Here is a 16,242-nt window from a genome sequence, read left to right on the forward strand (position 1 = left end):
CATCGAAACCCATTTCGAGGTGTTCGTCAGGTGGCGCGATCAACCGGCGACCTGAAGCGCGAGCTTCTCTCGAAAGATCTTGGCGTTGTGACGGATATCCACCGGAAAGGCCGAAATGAAGCGAATGTCGCGAATGGTGCGCGTGTGTTCGTGTCGCGATCCGAGTTCCAGCAATTCGGCGACGATCTTGTCCCGGTTCCGGGATACCGACCCCTTCTCCAGTTCCACGCACAATACCGGCGTTTGCACGTTGCCCTCCCCCGCCTTGCCCACCAGGGCGGTGCGGAAGACATCGGGATGGGCGTTGAAGACCCCCTCGACCGGTACCGTGTACAAGGTGCCCGATTCGGTGTGGACGCGATGGGCCTTGCGGCCACAGAACCACAATCGGCCCTTGCCGTCGAAGTAGCCCAGATCGCCCATGCGGTGGCGAATGATGTCGTCACCGTCCACCATTTTGTGGAGTTTGGTGGCTTGATCGCGGTTGAAGTACTTTCGCGTGACGACCGGGCCGCGAACCACGACTTCACCGATTTCGCCGGAAGCGACCTCCAGATCGGGATGCCATTCCGCGACCGGTTCATCGGAAATGCGCATGATCCGTACTTCCATTTCCTCCACCGGCCGGCCCACGCAGACGCCCTTGCCCTGTGCCGTGGCTTCCGCCGTTCCGCCGAGAATTTCCTTCGACCCGATATTGCAGACCGGCAGCGATTCGGTGGCGCCATAGGGCGTGAAGATCTGGGCGTGGTCGGGCAGCATTTGCGAAAAACGCCGCAGGATTTCGGCGCTGACCGGTGCACCCGCGCTGATGATCCGCTTGAGCGAGCCGCATTGAATGCCCTTCGCTGCACCGAAGCGGCCCACCGTATTCAGCAGTGCCGGCGAACCGAACATGTTGGTCACGCCGAAGTTCTCGATGGCCTCGATTATCTTGGTGGGGTCCACCTCGGCGGGGCGGGTCGCATCCATGTCGGGCACGATGGCGGTCATGCCCAGCGCCGGTGCGAACAGGGCGAACAAGGGAAACGTCGCCAAGTCCACTTCGCCTGGCTGGATGTCGTAGGTATTTTTCAAGAGCCGAACCTGGGCATCGAAGGTTCCGTGGGTGTAAACGGCGCCCTTGGGCGGGCCCGTGCTGCCGCTGGTGAATAGAATCGCGGCCAAATCGTCGGCCGCCGTCCGAGCCATGGAAAAGACGTCGTCCGGGCCGATCCGCGCCCGCAAATCGGCGAGTGTCGCGCCACCCCATCCCTTTTTCGAACCCACGGTCACCAGCTTCTGGAAACGCGGCCAGCGCAGGAGCAAGCGCGCGATGTGCGCCTTGGGAATGCCGATGAAGGCCTCGGGTTCGGCTTCCTCGAGACACGTCTTCAAACTCTTGAGGCCCATGCCAGGGTCGACGAACACCGGTACGGCGCCCATTTTGAACAAGGTGAACGTCAGTGCGAAAAACTCGAGACAGGGTTTCACCATCAACACGGTGCGCATGCCGCGGCCGATCCCGTATTCGGTCAGCGCGAGCGCCAGCCGATCGCTCTCGCGGTTCAATTGGCGGTAGGTCAAATGGGTGTAGGCGACGCGCCCGGCGGCATCGCGACCTTCCGGAAAAACCACACCCAGAGTGTGCGGTTGACGCTCCCCCATTGCCGGCAAGTGCGCGGCAATATTGACGAATGCGTCGTTCACGCGGCCACCTCGAGCGGATGCTCCCGCAAAAAGTCCTTCACGAGTTGGGTGATCTCATCGGCCGCATCTTCGAGAATGTAGTGGCCGCCATCCGACCAGCGGTGCACCTGGGCGTCGGGGAAACGCCGAATCCACTCCTCGAGGAATTCCACCGAGAACACGAAATCCTTTTCACCCCAGCAGATCAACAGCGGGATGTTTTTGAATTGTTGGAGGTTCTCCTGCACCCCGTGGCAGGTGGTCCAGGCCGGATCACCCTCTTTCAGGGGGATGTCCTGCACGAAACGCAGGGTCGCGATGCGGTTGCTCCAGGTATCGTAAGGGGCGCGATAGGCCTTGCGAACCTTGGCGCCGAGTTTGGCGCGCTTGGTGCCGATCACACTGGCGCCGAAGCTGAAGGCGTTGAAACCGCGCACCAGAAAGCTGCCGAGGGCGGTGTTGCGGACGAGCCACAAGGCGAGGGGGAATTTTTTGGCCGGCGGTAGCAGAAATGCCGCCGTGTTCATCACGACCAGGCGCTTGATTCGCTCCGGGTGGCGCGTGGCATAGGCCATGCCGATCATGCCGCCCCAATCGTGCAGCACGAGGGTGATGTTCTCGCGCAGGCCCAGATGCTCCAGCAGGGCTTCCAGGTCGTCGACCCGCTGGTCCAGGGTGTAGCGGTAATGGGTATCGTCCGGTTTGTCGGAGAGCCCGCAGCCCATGTGATCCGGCACGATGACGCGATACTGGCTGCGCAGGGCGAGGGCGAGATTGCGCCAATAAAACGACCAGGTCGGATTGCCGTGCACCATGACCACGGTTTCACCGCGGCCCTCGTCGAGGTAGTGGTACTTCAGATCATTCCGCAACAGGAAATGACTTTCGAATGGATAGAGTTCGCGATCGGGTAGCATCTGTACCTTTCCTTGTCGGTCGGGATGGCGCCGGGGCGCCGATCATCCTACCACTGGAATCCGAGCATGGTGCAATTCAAACCGGAACCGATCCCCAGAAAACCCACCCGGTCTCCTTCTTCCAGGAAGTCGCGTTCTTCGGCGATGGCAGCGGTGATCGGCACGGATACGGTCCCGATGTTGCCCAGAAAAGGGTATGTCACGTAGTCTTTGTTGTTGGGAATACCCAAAAATTTGAGAATGGTGTTCTGGTGTTCCGAGCCGACCTGGTGACACACGACCTTGTCCACCAGGTCCACGGTCCAATCGAGGCGACGCATGAAGGCGCGCCAGGTCTTGAGGCCCAGTTCGACCCCGTACTTCAGGACCGCGACGGAGTCGGTGGCCATGACCGGACGAAAACGGTCGGCGCCCAATTGCTCCAGGCCCCAGCGGCAAAGGCTGTGATAGCGCGGCTCGGTCATGGTCACGCCGCCCAGCAGGCGCCGGCGCGGCCGATCGGAGAAGCTGCCGTCGGTCAGGAGAATGGCGACGGCTCCGGAGCCACCGGTCAAGGTGGCCAGCGACAGTTTGAAATTCTCCATGTCCTGATCCTCGAGCATGCGCTGGATCATGATCTCGTTGATTTCGCGGGCACTTTCGCAGGAAACCACCAAACCGGCCCGAATCTGGCCCAGCTCGATGCGGTTGGCCACGTCCAAAATACCGTTCAGCGCGCCCAGGCAGGCATTGGAGATGTCGAAAACGTTGGTTTCCTCGGAAACCCCGATCCCCGCCGCGATCGCACAGGCGGTGGCCGGCTCGAATTGCTCGCGGCACACACCGGTGTAGACGAGGGCGCCCAGGTCGCGGCTGTCGAGACCGGCCGCGTCGAGCGCGCGTCTGGCGGCTTCGGTGGCGCGTTCCGTAATGGAATCGGATTCGTTCCACCAGCGTCGCTCCACGACACCAGTCAACGCTTCCAGTTGACCCATACTGATGTGCAAGTTCTTGTAGAGCGGGCGCAGCCGCGCTTCCAGCTCGCGGGAGGAGACCACCACGGGCGGCAACACATATTTAATGGAATCCATAAAGACTCGAGAGTACTTCATTACAACTCGCTATCCGTGTTCTTCATAAAAGGTTGGATGGTTCTCGAGGGATGGCTCGAGAAACACAAGCACGAAAGGTGGGGATGGGCGAAAGGGTGGGCGGCGTAGGACGCTCGGGATATTGAAGCGACATTCACCTTTTATCAGAATGGACCGACCCGAAACGAATATTCAAGCATAATCCCGATTCGCTGGGAAGGCCCAGAACGCGACATACCCAAAACCACCGGCGCGTTCCGGCACCACAGGGGGTCGCCGCACCGCGTCATTCTACCACCGAATGGAACTGCATTCGACCCGCAATCTTCGCCGAACCCGTCCTGGGCAGCGGTTTCCACCGCCATGGCCACCAATCCTCCGGCCCCGAACGCCTTCCGCAATTCCCCACGGGCCGGCCGGATTCTCGTTTGCACTTTTGTTCATCTCGTGAAACACTGGACGGCAAAAGCACCAAGCCCGATCGCTTCAATCGATGAGGTTCATCTATACCCTTGATTTTGAAGTCTTTCGAATTAGTCAATGTCTTGAGGAGTCATCATGAATAGGTTGAGTTTGTGTTTCGCTACCGCGCTTTTTTGTCTCGCCGCCCCCGCCCTTGCCGGTGAATGGACACTGGATGGCGGCAAGGTCTTTTTCTACAGCGTGAAGAACAACAATGCGGCCGTCGGCGGCACCTTTCAAGTTTCTGGCGGGGCGAAAGGGAACGCCTTCGAGGTCATCGTCGATCTCGACACACTCGACACCGATCTCGTCCCACGCGATATCAGCATCAAGAATTCCCTGTTCGAAGTGGCCAAACATCCCCGTTTCGTGCTGAAGGGCGCCTTTCCGGCCGATCAGCTCCCCAAAAAGGCGGGCGACACCGCCGAAACGACCTTCGAGGCCACCATCCATTACCGCGGCCTGAAGCCGAAAGTCAGTTTTCCCATGATCCTGTTCCGCACATCCGACAACACCATTCACGCGCGCACCAAACAAACGGTGGCCATCGGCCTCGGTGACCTGGGCCTTTTGGGCGCACCGCTCGAAGCGATGATGAAGCTGTGCGGCCACCAGTCCATCCTGCCGATCGCGTTCGTGACCTTCGAGGGCACCTGGAAACAATAGTCCTGGCGAGACGCATCAACAGGTCAGACCACTAGAGCCGCCAAGAGCTCGATTCGGCGAGGAATCGCTCGGTGGATGGCCTACGCCCTTGGCCGAAAGGAGTGGAGCATGCGCTACGAAAAACTCGGTCGAACCGACATCGACCTCTCGAAAATCATCATGGGCACCTGGCAGGCAGGTAAACGGATGTGGTCCGGAATCGAGGATCGCGACTCCATCCAGGCGCTCCAGGCGGCCTTCGACAGCGGCATCACCACCTTCGATACCGCCGAGGTATACGGGGAGGGACATTCCGAACAGATCATCGGCAAGGCCCTGGGCAATCACCGCCACCAGATCGTGATTCTCTCCAAGGTGTTCTCCAACCACCTGCGCTACGACCAGGTGTTCGAGGCCTGCCACCGCTCGCTCAAGAACCTGGGCACCGATTACCTGGACCTTTACCAAATCCACTGGCCCCCGGGCACTTGGGGCGGCGAGGAAGTCCCGCCGGAGGAGACCATGCGGGCGCTGTGCGAACTGGTGCAGCAGGGCAAGATCCGGGCGATCGGCGTTTCGAACTTCAACGCGGAACAAATCGCGGAAGCGTCCCGCTACGGCCGCATCGACAGCCTTCAGCCGCCCTACTCGCTGTTCTGGCGGGCGGTCGAGGCGGAAACCCTGCCCTACTGCCGCGAGCAGGACCAAAGCGTGTTGGCCTACTCCTCCCTCGCCCAGGGTATTCTCGCCGACCGGTTCGCCGGCGAAATCCACTTCGAGCCAGGCGACCACCGCGCCAAAAACCGATTGTTCCAGGAGCCTCACTGGACCCGGGTCCAAGCGGCCCTGGCCGAATTACGTCCGATCGCCAAGGCCTGCGGCATGACCATGGCGCAACTGGCACTCGCATGGATTACGACGAAACCGGGCATGTTCGCCATCGCCGGCGCCCGGCGTGCGGAACAAATCCGCGAAACGGCCGCAGCCGGTATGCACGTCCTGTCGGACGGTGACTGGGCGGAGGTCGATCGCATCGGCAGAACGGTGACGGACCATCTCGACGACAACCCGTTGTTGTGGAACTTCTAGGACCTCTTTTGGCGTTACCCGGAGCGAAGACTGCCAAGCCAAACGCCGTCAAATAATTCATTACCAAGGACTTGGAGCTGATCGTGACGACAGAAAAACTCTACCTTGACGCCCCTGGGGACGGCCAGCCGCTGTTGACCTTCCAAGCGACGGTACTCGAGGTCGTTCACTATCGCGATCGACCGGCGGTCATTCTGAACCGGACGGCGTTTTATCCCGAGGGCGGCGGCCAGCTGGGTGACCGCGGGCATTTGCGAATCGAAGGAAGGTCCCTGGCCGTCAACGACGTCCAGATCGACGATCGCGGCAGGATCCTCCACCTGATCGACGATGCCGAGCCGCAAGATTGGCTTCAGGCCGAGATCGAGGGCCAGGTCGACGCATCACATCGGCGCGACATGATGAGCCAACACACGGGCCAACACATGCTTTCGGCCGCGTTTTTCACCCTGGCCGGGCTGGAAACGGTCTCGGCACGACTCGGTTCGCGCATCAGCACGGTCGACCTGAACAGCCCGAAACTGGACGAATCAACGATCGAGCGGGTCGTCGCGCACGTCAACGACCTCGTCCTGGAAGATCGAGTCGTGCGTCCCATCTACCCCAACGCCGAAGAGTTGGCCCGGATGAACCTGCGCCGTGCACCGAAGGTCAGCGAGGACGTTCGGATCCTCGAAATCGAAGGTTTCGATGTCACACCGTGCGGCGGAACCCATTGCGCGCGAACGGGTCAGGTCGGCGCGGTGCACGTGGTGAGCACCGAACGAATCAAAGGCATGACCCGGGTGAACTTCCTGTGCGGGCGCAGAACGCTCGAGTATTTTCGCGAATTGGAACGTCAGGCCCGCCAAGCCGCGGCCGTCCAGGGTTGTACACCGGCCGAACTGGCGGAAAACCTGACGGGTCAGCGGGAAACCATGCGGACGTACCAACAGGAACTCGGCCGCCTGCGGGCTCGAAATGCGGAACGCGAAGCCGCCGAACTCCTTGCGTCCCACCAGCCTACGGCTTCCGAATGGACCCCGATCGTGGTCGTTCGCGAAAGCGATGTAGACAGCGCGCGAAAGCTGGCCAACAGCCTGATTCGCCGCGAAGACGTGCTTGCGGCGATCTTCAGTCGCGAGAATGCGGATTCCGACTGGCGCGTGATCCTCTCGCGAGGTTCGAACGCCGCTTTCGATTGCGGAAAGTGGTTTCGAGAAGCCGGACGCGAACTAGGCGCACGCGGTGGTGGACGACCCAATCACGCCGAAGGAAAGTTGCCGCTGTCGGTCGATCCGAATACGATCACGTGGACTCGAGCGGCAGGATGAAGGCCTAGCGGGATAAGAAACCGTGTGCGAAACAACGCGGGTGATGGATGACCTCATCACCCTTACCGCACATCGAAAAAAGATCTCGAAGGAAAAGCACCAACGCCGGGGTAGAGCATGGCTGCCCGTAGGAGACAGGGCGAACTAGAGGTCAAAAAGGTTTGGAACCTCTTTCTTTTTAACGGGCTGTGCCTTTTTCTTAGTTTTCGTCTTGGCTTTTTCACGGCTGGATTTGACGGTGTGGCGAATACGCCCGAAAAGCATGTTGAGCACATGGTCCCGGCTGAGAAACGGAAAGATAGGCTTGGACCGTTTGCCGAGTCGCGCCTGGAGCTGCAACAAACCACGATGTTCGGACTCTACTTTCAACCCTTCCTCTACGGCCAAAACAGCCTGGCGACGATTGTCGCGCATGAGGTAGATGCGAGCCAGATTGTAATAGTTATCCGCGTCAAAATAACCGACTTCCACGCCCAACTGGGCTAAATTGAGACCTTCCCAAAGCTTGTTCTCACGCAAGGCCATCGCATATCCCAAATACGAATAGGCCGTGCCGGGCAAAGACTGTCGATCTGCCTTGAGCGCCTGGTTCAGGCATAGTAGCCCCTCATCCCAGTGCCCGCGCTTGCAGAGATCGATCCCCTCGCGAGCTGCCTCGGTCAAATCTACCTTAAGGGGTTCCGGAGCACTCATTCAATCACCTGCGACAAGATTAGTGAAATCTCAAAAAAGAGATTCCCTAAACCATATTAGTGGTCTGGCCACTGAAGGGGAAGCCCCCAATTTCAAATTGGAAGTAAAATCACAGATCGAATGATGGCAGGATCTAACCCCGTCAAAAATACAGGCTTCTGGGAAAAAAAGACAAAAAAATACCGGCCAACAAAACGCTTACAGCGTTCGCTTTCACGGATAACGAAACCCGCGCGTGGCCGGTAGTACAAAGGGTTGTGTGAAAAAAGCAAGAGCTTGTATTCGCATATTACATCCGGCAACGAGGCCGATCAACAAGAAAATGAACTTTTTTTAGTAAATTCAATAAATTTGCAATGTTCATTAAATTACGGTTTAACCTATACCTCTCCCATCAAAGGAGTACGTAGGGATCCAGCCCCTTTCGAAGGCGAAACCACGCTGTCCCGCGGCCAGGTCCGTGTCCTCCGTTACAAACGAAAAAAGGGGGCCCATTCGGCCCCCTTCGCGTTTGGAATCGGTGTTTATCGACGCGGTGGTCGCTTGGATTCGTTCGGCGGATCGGGCATTTGGATTTTCTTGGGTGGATTCTTTTCCAACTCCTTCAACAATGCCTCGACAGCGGCTTCCAGAGTGGGATCCTGGCCCTTGGCGATCAGGTCGGGACGATCGACGACTTCCACGTCGGGCGACACGCCCTCGTTCTCGACCGCCCACTGGCCGGTGTCCGGATCCACGAAACGGAAGACGGGAATGGAAAGCGAACCGCCGTCTAGGAAGGCCGGGTTGCCCTGCAGCCCGATGAGCCCACCCCAGGTGCGGGTGCCGTAGAGCTTGGCGAGGCCCTGCTTGCGCATGTAATAGGGGAACGCGTCGCCGCCGGAGCTGGAGTACCCGTTGGTCAAGACCGCCTTGGGCCCCACGTGCGCGTAGCCCGGCGACCGGAACGGCTCGATGTCGCGCTGCGCCCAGTAACTGAGCACCGGGCGACCGAGCAGTTCGATCATGTGGAAGGGAATGAAACCGCCACCGTTGTACCGGTCATCCAGGACCAGCGCGTCCTTGTGCATTTGGGCGTAGAAGTGTTTGAACAGTTCGCGGTTGCCCTCGAACGCGGTGTTCGGCACGTGGATGTAGCCGATGCGCCCGCCACTGAGTTCGTCGACCTTGGCCTGACGCTCGCGGACCCACTTCAGGTAGCGAAGATTGGTCTCGCGGGTGATGGTGCGCACGACGACCTCGCGCGCGCCCTCGGTGCTGGGCTTGTCGTTGACGGTGAGCGTGACCTCCTGGTCGCCCTTGCCCTCCAACGTGGCGTAGAAGTTGGTGTCGGTCCGCACATTCACGCCGTCGACAGCCAGGATGAATTCACCCTCCGACACGTTCACGCCCACGTCGCGAAGCGGCGAACGGAAGTTTTGGTGCCAGTTCTCGCCGGGCAGGATCTCGCGAACCTTGTAGAAACCGGAGGCATCCGCTTCCATTTCGGCGCCCAGCAGGCCGCTGTTATCGCGTTCCACTCGCGGCTCGTCACCGGAATTCACATAGTAGTGACCGGCGTTGAGTTCGCCACCCAGTTCGCCCAGGATGAAATCCAACTCGGAGCGGGTCTTGACGTGGTCCACCAGCGGTCGGTAGCGATCCCACAGGGCTTTCCAGTCGTAGCCGTGCATGTCGGGATCGTAGAACCAGTCGCGCATCAGCAGGTAGGCGTCGTGATAGATCTGGCGCCACTCGGCCCTGGGTTCGATCTTCACTTCCATCTTGCTCAGGTTCAACGACTTGGGCTTCTGCTTCGGCTGGGCCTTGACGATGCCGTAGTTGTTGCCCGAACGGTAGATCAACGAATCACCCTTGGCCGAAAGACGGTATCCGAACACGTTTTCGAGCACGGTCTCCGTCTTGCGCTTGGCCATGTCGAAGTGCCGCAGCGTGGCCGGTCCACCCTGGTTGCGTTCGAGGAAGAACACGCCCGCCTTGTTGGCGCTCAGCGCACCATAATTGCCGGAGCCCACATCCAACACGAATACGCGCGACTCGAAACCATCCACCTGCAGGCCCGGTTTCTCGGACTCGGATTCGGCTGCTTTTTCGGCCTTCTTGCGACCCTTTTTCTTACCCTTCTTGCGGTCTTTCGCGGCGCTGTCATCTTCCTCTTTGGGAGGCTCCGCGGCTTTGGCCTCCTCTTCGTCGCTCTTGGGGGCGAAGGGACGTGCCACGCTGTCGTTGAGCGTCGCCGCGTAGATCCGCGTGGGTCTCGTGTACATGTAGGAGAATTCGTAACCGCTGAAGGTCAGGTTGTAGTCGCGGTTCGAAAGGAAGTAGAGGTAATTGCCGTCCGGCGAGAAGGCCGGATTGAAGTTGTTGATGTGTTCGCTGGTCAACTGGTGATGTTCACCCGGCTCCAGGTGGAAGCCCCAAATCACGCCGAACTGGTTTTCGGCCACCTGGGTGTACACCAACCATTCGCTGTCCGGCGACCAGGCGTGGTCCAACAGATCGCCGTAACGACCCTTGGCCACTTCGACCATTTTGCCGTCGGCCACATGCACGATGTACAGTTTGCGATCTTTGCTGGAAACGGCCAGCTTCTCGCTGTCCGGCGACCAGGTGGGCGCCATGGGCCACATCGGCAGGCCGGTCGTGATGCGACGCTCCTCACCGCCCTTGGCGGGACGCACGAACAGCTCGTATTCGCCTTCGCGGTCGCTGAGGTAGGCGATCCACTTGCCGTCGGGCGACCAAACCGGGTTGCGCTCGCGCACACCCGAGGTACGGCTCAGGTTACGGGTCGGACCGTGCTCCACCGGGACCGTGAATACATCGCCGCGGGCGGTGAACACGGCGCGTTTCCCGCTGGGAGAAACTTCGAAACCGTCGATGAACTCACTGACATTGGCGCGGTAGGCCAAGGTCTGTTCGAAAGCACCGACGATTTGAACCGAGACCTCGCGGTCGTTACCGGACACCGAATCGAACACCCGCAGCCCGCCCGCGTTCTCGTAGACGATCTGGGTGGGGCCGGCGCTGGGCCACAGGACGTCCCACTCGCCGTGGTTGGTGACCTTGGTCAGATTGCCGCCGTCGGGATCGCAGCGAAACAGGTTCAGCGTGTACTCGCGATCGGAGGTGAAGAACAGCGATTTGCCGACCCACATCGGAAGATTGTCGGTCAGGGGATGATCGGTGACTCGAGTCGCCTCGTCGCGCTCGAGATCGTAGACCCAGACGTCTTGGGCGCGACCGCCGTGGGTCCGCTTCCAGGTTCGCCATTCACGCGAGATAGGCGTATAGACGATCTTGGTACCGTCCGGTGAGAACATGCCGCCGCCGGATTCGGGAATCGCCAGCGGTTGCTCCAATCCGCCGTCCACCGGAACCGTGTAGAACCGGCCCATGCGTACGCCCCAAGGCAGTCGATTGGCACGAAACAGAATGTGCTTGCCGTCCGGCGACCAATCCATCACCTGGTTGTCGAAACCGCCGCGCGGCGGCATGGGACCGACATCATTATAAAAGGTTAGTTGGCGCGGGACCCCGCCTTCGCTGGGCATGACGTAAACTTGCCGCGTGCCGTTGTATTCGGCACTGAAGGCGATCATGCTTCCGTCCGGTGAAAATTTGGGGAAGAGCTCCCGTCCCTCGTGAGACGTCAAACGACGTGCGACACCACCCGCACTGGGCACCACGTAGAGGTCTCCGGCGGAGACAAACACGATTTTATCCTTGTAGATATCGGGAAAACGCAAGAGGCGCGCATCACCCTCGGCCGCAAACGCAACCAGACTCGAGCATGCGGCAAGAAAACAGCATAACAAGCGCAATAGAGATCCTCCTCTAAATCTTTCCAGGCGATCGGCGATCGTTTCATCACTTCTCGAGTGCCACCGTCACCCGCAACTTCGACCCATAACTTTGACCTGTACATGCACGGCCGGCTCGGAGATAGCATTCGGAACATCCGTCCACATCGAACGAGCCATCGCGAAAAACAGCCGGTATCTCGGGCTCTCCCAAAAGACCGAATCGCGCCGGACGGACACTTTGTGAACCGAAACCGGCATCGCGTCGACACCCCCTCGATCAATCGCCGCATTCGATGCGGCCACCTCGGATTCCCAGGTGTCGCGACGCCCGTCGAAGGGACGAACCAAAGGGCTTGTTTAGCACATCCCCAGTTCGCGGTTCAAGCGTCGACGCGGACGAGCCAAGACCCCGCTCACGCCATCTAGACGCGTGGAACGGAGCCCAAACGGATCAAAAAAGATGTGGCAAAAACCGAGTTCCCCTCCGGACACACGCCAGCCGAGGTCCTGTCTTGGACCACCATCGGAGGCTTTTGGGCGATCCGCCGGGCAGGACCCCGCCCTTGCCTGGAAATGGCTTGGCCTGGCAACCGCGCGGTGCTAGATTGGGTTGAATCGACAACCACCGCATTTCCAGGAGTCTCCAGATGAAATTGTACGGCAGCTACACATCTCCCTTTGTCCGCCATTGCCGCATCGCCCTCATGGAAAACCAGGTTCCTTTCGAATTCGAACCTACCGATTACAGCCAAAGCGCCGCGAATTCTCCCACCAAACGGGTGCCCTTTCTACGCGACGGCGAGCTCTTTTTCACCGATTCTTCCGCCATTCTGCACCACGTGCGGTCCAAAGCGGACAAGTCCTTCCTGGCCACACCCGGCGAAACGGAACTCTACGCCCTGGCCAACACCGCCCTGGACACCGCGATCAACGTAGTCCTCCTGGAAAAGGACGGCATCACGGAGGAACGATCCGCGTATGTGGCGCGCCAGAAGTCCCGCATCACCACCTGTCTCGAGGCCCTGAATCGATCGGACTTCGGCTTCGAAGGGCGACCCAGCGACGCACAGTGGCGCGTGGCCTGCCTGCTTGCCTGGGCGACCTACCGCAACCGTTTCGACTACGGCCGGTACAACGAGCTCTGCGGATTCCTGGCCAGGGTACAGGGCATCGCCGAGTTCCAAGAGACCGCCCCGCCGCCCGCATAACCGCATCGTTCCATCAGCTCCCCCCTCACAACACCCGGTTTTTGGGGGGAAACATTCCGCGCTATCGCTTGACTGCCGTCACGGCATAGTACCCGAACAGGTGGCGCGACATACCCAGGATCAGACCCAAGGTCGGCGCCAGGGCGTTGCCCCAACGCTCCTTCGAGAGCGCGGCACGCTTGCCATGACGCAGCCGCTCGACGGCCATTTGGGCCAGGAACCGCGCCGTCACCGCGGGAATGTGAAGCGCCGAGGGCGCCACGCGCCAGGATAGGTCCTCGACTTGGATGATCTCGAACCCGGTCGCGGCCATGCGTTCGAGAAAAGCGTCTTTCACCGCGAATGTCTCCAGCGCCCAGCGGCGGTGACATCCTCGCAGGCACCATTTCAGAAACGCCGAGCGCGGCGCCCGTTTGAGCATGCCGTCGAAGACGACCAGGCGACCGCCAGGCTTCAACAGGCGGTAGGCCTCGGCTAAAAAGTCCGCCTTGTCGCGCCCCGAAGCGTGGCAGGCGCTTTCCAAGGCATAGGCGCCGTCGAAACCGGCGTCCCGCAAGCCGCTGGCCGTGTAATCGGTGCAACGGAACCGAACCCGGTCGGCGAGGCCGGCCTCACGGGTCATGCGCTGTGCTTCGCGAACCTGCCAGGGCACGATCGTGAGTCCCGTGATCCGCAGATCGGCCGATGCACGGGCCGCGAACCGCGCGGTGGCGCCCAGCCCACACCCCAGATCCGCCACCCGTCCGCCGGTCACGCCAACCCGAGCCAGGACCTCGCCGTTCATGCGCTCCAACATGGATTCCCGGCGGAACGGATTCATTCCCGCGGCATACCAGCCGAAGTGCATGTTGTACCCCGCACTCCAGGCCCGGTAATCGCGTGTCGCCTCGGTATAGAAGGATCGAAGGGACTCGAGGAAATCGTCCCGTTCCCCGTGGAATCCGGTGGCCTCGTCAAAGGCCTTCGCCTCGTCGCCGAATGCTTCTCCAGATTTGAGCTCGGGGCCGATAGGGGCGCCGGCTCGATGCGGTCGCCGGACAACCTTCAAAGCCCTAACGTGGGCGGGCGGCCGCAGGTCCGGGACCGTGCTCGGACTCGAAGCAGGATTGAGTACGGGAGCATCCAAACCGTCGGGCAATGCGGGAGCGGGTGCAGACGAAACCATAGGCCACCTCCAGAGCGAACACGTTCAATCCACTCGTAAAAAACATCTTATTTTTTTGAACATGTTCAATATAGTCCAAGGGTAGATCCTGGACAAGCGTTTTTTGAACATGTTCAACATTTTTGAGATGACACCCTTCCCAAAGCCCGGAACCACTTCGGCCAGACCCCCTCGGTCGGCGATAACCGATCGCTCGAGTTCCGCCCAAATCCAAGGGGTATTCCTGATAGGTTCCTGCTCTATAATGAGATCGATCCCCTCAGTACAGCTCGATTCGTCAACAGGTCGGAGGATGTATGTGTTCGTCTCATCGCGTCAGAATGCCGTGGATGCTCTTAATGGCACTCCTGATGGTTGGCTCGCCCGTTCAGGCCCAGTCGGGCGGTGAATTCTTCATCGAGACCAAACTCAATTTTCGGGACAGCGAAGAAGCCGTCTTCCCGATTCCGTTTCCCTTTCCTGGCAACTTTCTCCCGCCGGGCGCCGAGCGCGGCACGGTGGAGACGGTCGACCCGGGCGAACACGGCGAGGTCTCGCGAATCACGCTGAGCTGGTTCCAGCAGGTCAACCCGAATCTCGCGGTGCGCTTGAAACTGGATACCATCGACAAATACGATCGCAACCCCACCTCGGAGGACACCCAAATCGACCTGGACGAGGCCTGGCTGCGCTACGGCCAGGAGCCGCCGGACGACGTCCTGCCGGAAGGTACGAGTTGGTACGCCAAACTGGGGAAATTCGGAAAATTCGAGCGCCAGGACGACCGCAACCTGGAGAGCTACGGCTTGCTCAGCACGGCATTCAACCGGTTCGAGGATGCAGGCCTGGAGCTCGGCGCCCATTTCGGCCGCCATTTCTACGTGCGCGCCAGCTACATGGTCGGCAACCCGGTCTTTTTTCGCGATGTGAACACGCTGGCCGGTGACAACGGAACCGAGGACCGCGATCCCGACATTCGGGACAACCCCGAACCCGAACTCCAGAGCGGTTTCCCGATTTTCTACGACGCGGAGCTTGAGGATCTCGATTTCGAAGAGGCGGAAACCGGATTCGCCGTCGGCGCCCGATTCGGCGACGAGGTGGGCGACAAGGTCGTTCACTTCATGGTTTTCGGATACAACCGCGACCTGCGCGACTCGGTGAACATGACCGGTTCGTTCTACGGCGGCGACCTGGACTTGTTGGACGGAGTGGTCGAGTTGGATGCCAGCTTGAGCGGCGGCCTTCCCATCTCCGGCCGCAAGAAATCCGAATACGGCGCGAACCTCTGGCTGTACCTGAACCAGTTCACCTTCTTCGGCCAGTACGTGGACCAGGAAATGGCCGAGTTACCGCGCGACGGCTACGAGATCGAGGCGTCTTATTCCTTCGAGTTACCGCTGATCGGCTCGATCGGCGGCAAGCCGATCCTGCCTTGGATCAAGCCGGCCGCGCGCTATTCGGAGATCGACAACGATTTCACCGGGATCGGCTCCCTCTACCCCGCGCCCACGACCTGGTGGGATTGGAAGAAGTTCGACTTCGGCTTGAACGCATTGCTCTACCCCGGACTGTTGATGACGGTGGAGTACGCCGACAACCAATTCCTGCGCGGAGGCGTCTGGGAGCACGCCGACGAGTTTCTGGTCACCCTGAGCTGGAAGTGGCGCCGCAGTTGGGGCGATCTCGCTTCGGAGTGAGGCGGGCGGAGGCATAATGTCTCTCTAATGCCTGGGTTCCAGCGGGAGCTTGAGCCAGACAACGAGTAGCTTGATAGTCGTTTGAATCAAATATACCTCTTGGCAGTTTCACTGTCCCGAGCTTCCCCAGTCACAAGTTTGTAATTCAGTCTGGAAGGCTCTCTTCGGGCGTCCTTCATATGGGTCTACCAATACACACTCGCCTCAAGCGACCACTACCCGATGAGTTGTCTTTGGTGTTGCCGAATATGTCGACGACGATTCCAAAGTATGATTTTCTTTACGAAACATAAGTTTGTAGTCGTCCAGGCGCCTATGTGCCCAGGTCTTCAATCCCTTGCGACCGAAGAAGTACCAATTGTGTCTATCGTTTTCGCCTTGAAGACATGACTTTCGAGTGACCATCTTAAAAAAATGCGGAAAGCAAGTGAGCAACAACATTAACTTACTCCTCAACAATTTGGTTTTATTATATTAATAAATAAAAGCGTTTCACCAGGAAGCCATGGTAGTTAAGTCGAATTGCA

General features: G+C 59.6%; 11 protein-coding genes. 5 read left to right on the forward strand and 6 right to left on the reverse strand.

The window, feature by feature from the left end; translation table 11 throughout:
• Positions 1-39 precede the first annotated feature (39 nt).
• Genes J3U87_RS32845 through J3U87_RS32855 form a run of 3 tightly spaced genes read right to left on the reverse strand, consistent with a single transcriptional unit; the run spans position 40 to position 3,676 of the window.
• Entirely contained in the window at positions 40-1,689 is a 1,650-nt protein-coding gene (locus tag J3U87_RS32845) for a fatty acid CoA ligase family protein (RefSeq protein WP_237380078.1), read from the reverse strand.
• Positions 1,686-2,585 (reverse strand): alpha/beta fold hydrolase, encoded by a 900-nt coding sequence (locus J3U87_RS32850; RefSeq protein WP_237380080.1) that lies wholly within the window; start codon positions 2,583-2,585, stop codon positions 1,686-1,688. The genes J3U87_RS32845 and J3U87_RS32850 overlap by 4 nt, the downstream gene beginning before the upstream one ends.
• Before the next feature lie 47 nt (positions 2,586-2,632).
• Positions 2,633-3,676, reverse strand: coding sequence for a 3-oxoacyl-ACP synthase III (locus J3U87_RS32855; protein ID WP_272932443.1), 1,044 nt, complete (start codon positions 3,674-3,676; stop codon positions 2,633-2,635).
• 537 nt (positions 3,677-4,213) lie between these two features.
• Here J3U87_RS32855 and J3U87_RS32860 point away from each other — a divergent pair.
• The 3 genes from J3U87_RS32860 to J3U87_RS32870 all read left to right on the forward strand — a co-directional run bounded on the left by J3U87_RS32860 (position 4,214) and on the right by J3U87_RS32870 (position 7,164).
• The gene (locus J3U87_RS32860; RefSeq protein ID WP_237380084.1) at positions 4,214-4,783 is read left to right on the forward strand and encodes a YceI family protein; all 570 of its coding nucleotides are present in this window, start codon (positions 4,214-4,216) and stop codon (positions 4,781-4,783) included.
• Positions 4,784-4,891: 108 nt separating this feature from the next.
• On the forward strand, positions 4,892-5,851 hold the full coding sequence (locus J3U87_RS32865; protein ID WP_237380085.1) for an aldo/keto reductase: 960 nt from the start codon (positions 4,892-4,894) through the stop codon (positions 5,849-5,851).
• An 83-nt stretch (positions 5,852-5,934) separates the two neighbouring features.
• Entirely contained in the window at positions 5,935-7,164 is a 1,230-nt protein-coding gene (locus J3U87_RS32870) for an alanyl-tRNA editing protein (protein WP_237380087.1), read from the forward strand.
• Positions 7,165-7,308: 144 nt separating this feature from the next.
• On the opposite strand, the gene J3U87_RS32875 is transcribed toward J3U87_RS32870, so the two are convergent.
• Together J3U87_RS32875 and J3U87_RS32880 are read right to left on the reverse strand one after the other, a co-directional pair.
• Positions 7,309-7,857 carry a hypothetical protein gene (locus J3U87_RS32875; RefSeq protein WP_237380089.1) on the reverse strand — a complete coding sequence of 183 codons (549 nt, stop codon included), beginning with the start codon at positions 7,855-7,857 and terminating at the stop codon, positions 7,309-7,311.
• A 524-nt stretch (positions 7,858-8,381) separates the two neighbouring features.
• Positions 8,382-11,681 (reverse strand): S41 family peptidase, encoded by a 3,300-nt coding sequence (locus J3U87_RS32880; RefSeq protein ID WP_237380091.1) that lies wholly within the window; start codon positions 11,679-11,681, stop codon positions 8,382-8,384.
• Positions 11,682-12,310: 629 nt separating this feature from the next.
• Between J3U87_RS32880 and J3U87_RS32885 the strand changes: the two genes are divergently transcribed.
• Positions 12,311-12,871 carry a glutathione S-transferase family protein gene (locus J3U87_RS32885; RefSeq protein WP_237380093.1) on the forward strand — a complete coding sequence of 187 codons (561 nt, stop codon included), beginning with the start codon at positions 12,311-12,313 and terminating at the stop codon, positions 12,869-12,871.
• A gap of 61 nt (positions 12,872-12,932) precedes the next feature.
• On the opposite strand, the gene J3U87_RS32890 is transcribed toward J3U87_RS32885, so the two are convergent.
• On the reverse strand, positions 12,933-14,036 hold the full coding sequence (locus tag J3U87_RS32890; RefSeq protein WP_237380095.1) for an SAM-dependent methyltransferase: 1,104 nt from the start codon (positions 14,034-14,036) through the stop codon (positions 12,933-12,935).
• A 338-nt stretch (positions 14,037-14,374) separates the two neighbouring features.
• On the opposite strand from J3U87_RS32890, the gene J3U87_RS32895 reads away from it, so the two are divergent.
• Positions 14,375-15,715, forward strand: coding sequence for a hypothetical protein (locus tag J3U87_RS32895; protein ID WP_237380097.1), 1,341 nt, complete (start codon positions 14,375-14,377; stop codon positions 15,713-15,715).
• The last annotated feature ends 527 nt before the right edge of the window (positions 15,716-16,242 follow it).

Source organism: Sulfidibacter corallicola, assembly GCF_017498545.1.
GTDB classification, from domain to species: Bacteria; Acidobacteriota; Holophagae; order Acanthopleuribacterales; family Acanthopleuribacteraceae; genus Sulfidibacter; species Sulfidibacter corallicola.

Coding starts and splice junctions, on each gene's coding strand:
- J3U87_RS32850 (WP_237380080.1), bottom strand. CDS start 2,585: ATGCTACCCGATCGCGAACTCTATCCATTCGAAAGTCATTTCCTGTTG.
- J3U87_RS32855 (WP_272932443.1), bottom strand. CDS start 3,676: ATGAAGTACTCTCGAGTCTTTATGGATTCCATTAAATATGTGTTGCCG.
- J3U87_RS32860 (WP_237380084.1), top strand. CDS start 4,214: ATGAATAGGTTGAGTTTGTGTTTCGCTACCGCGCTTTTTTGTCTCGCC.
- J3U87_RS32865 (WP_237380085.1), top strand. CDS start 4,892: ATGCGCTACGAAAAACTCGGTCGAACCGACATCGACCTCTCGAAAATC.
- J3U87_RS32875 (WP_237380089.1), bottom strand. CDS start 7,857: ATGAGTGCTCCGGAACCCCTTAAGGTAGATTTGACCGAGGCAGCTCGC.
- J3U87_RS32885 (WP_237380093.1), top strand. CDS start 12,311: ATGAAATTGTACGGCAGCTACACATCTCCCTTTGTCCGCCATTGCCGC.
- J3U87_RS32890 (WP_237380095.1), bottom strand. CDS start 14,036: ATGGTTTCGTCTGCACCCGCTCCCGCATTGCCCGACGGTTTGGATGCT.
- J3U87_RS32895 (WP_237380097.1), top strand. CDS start 14,375: ATGGCACTCCTGATGGTTGGCTCGCCCGTTCAGGCCCAGTCGGGCGGT.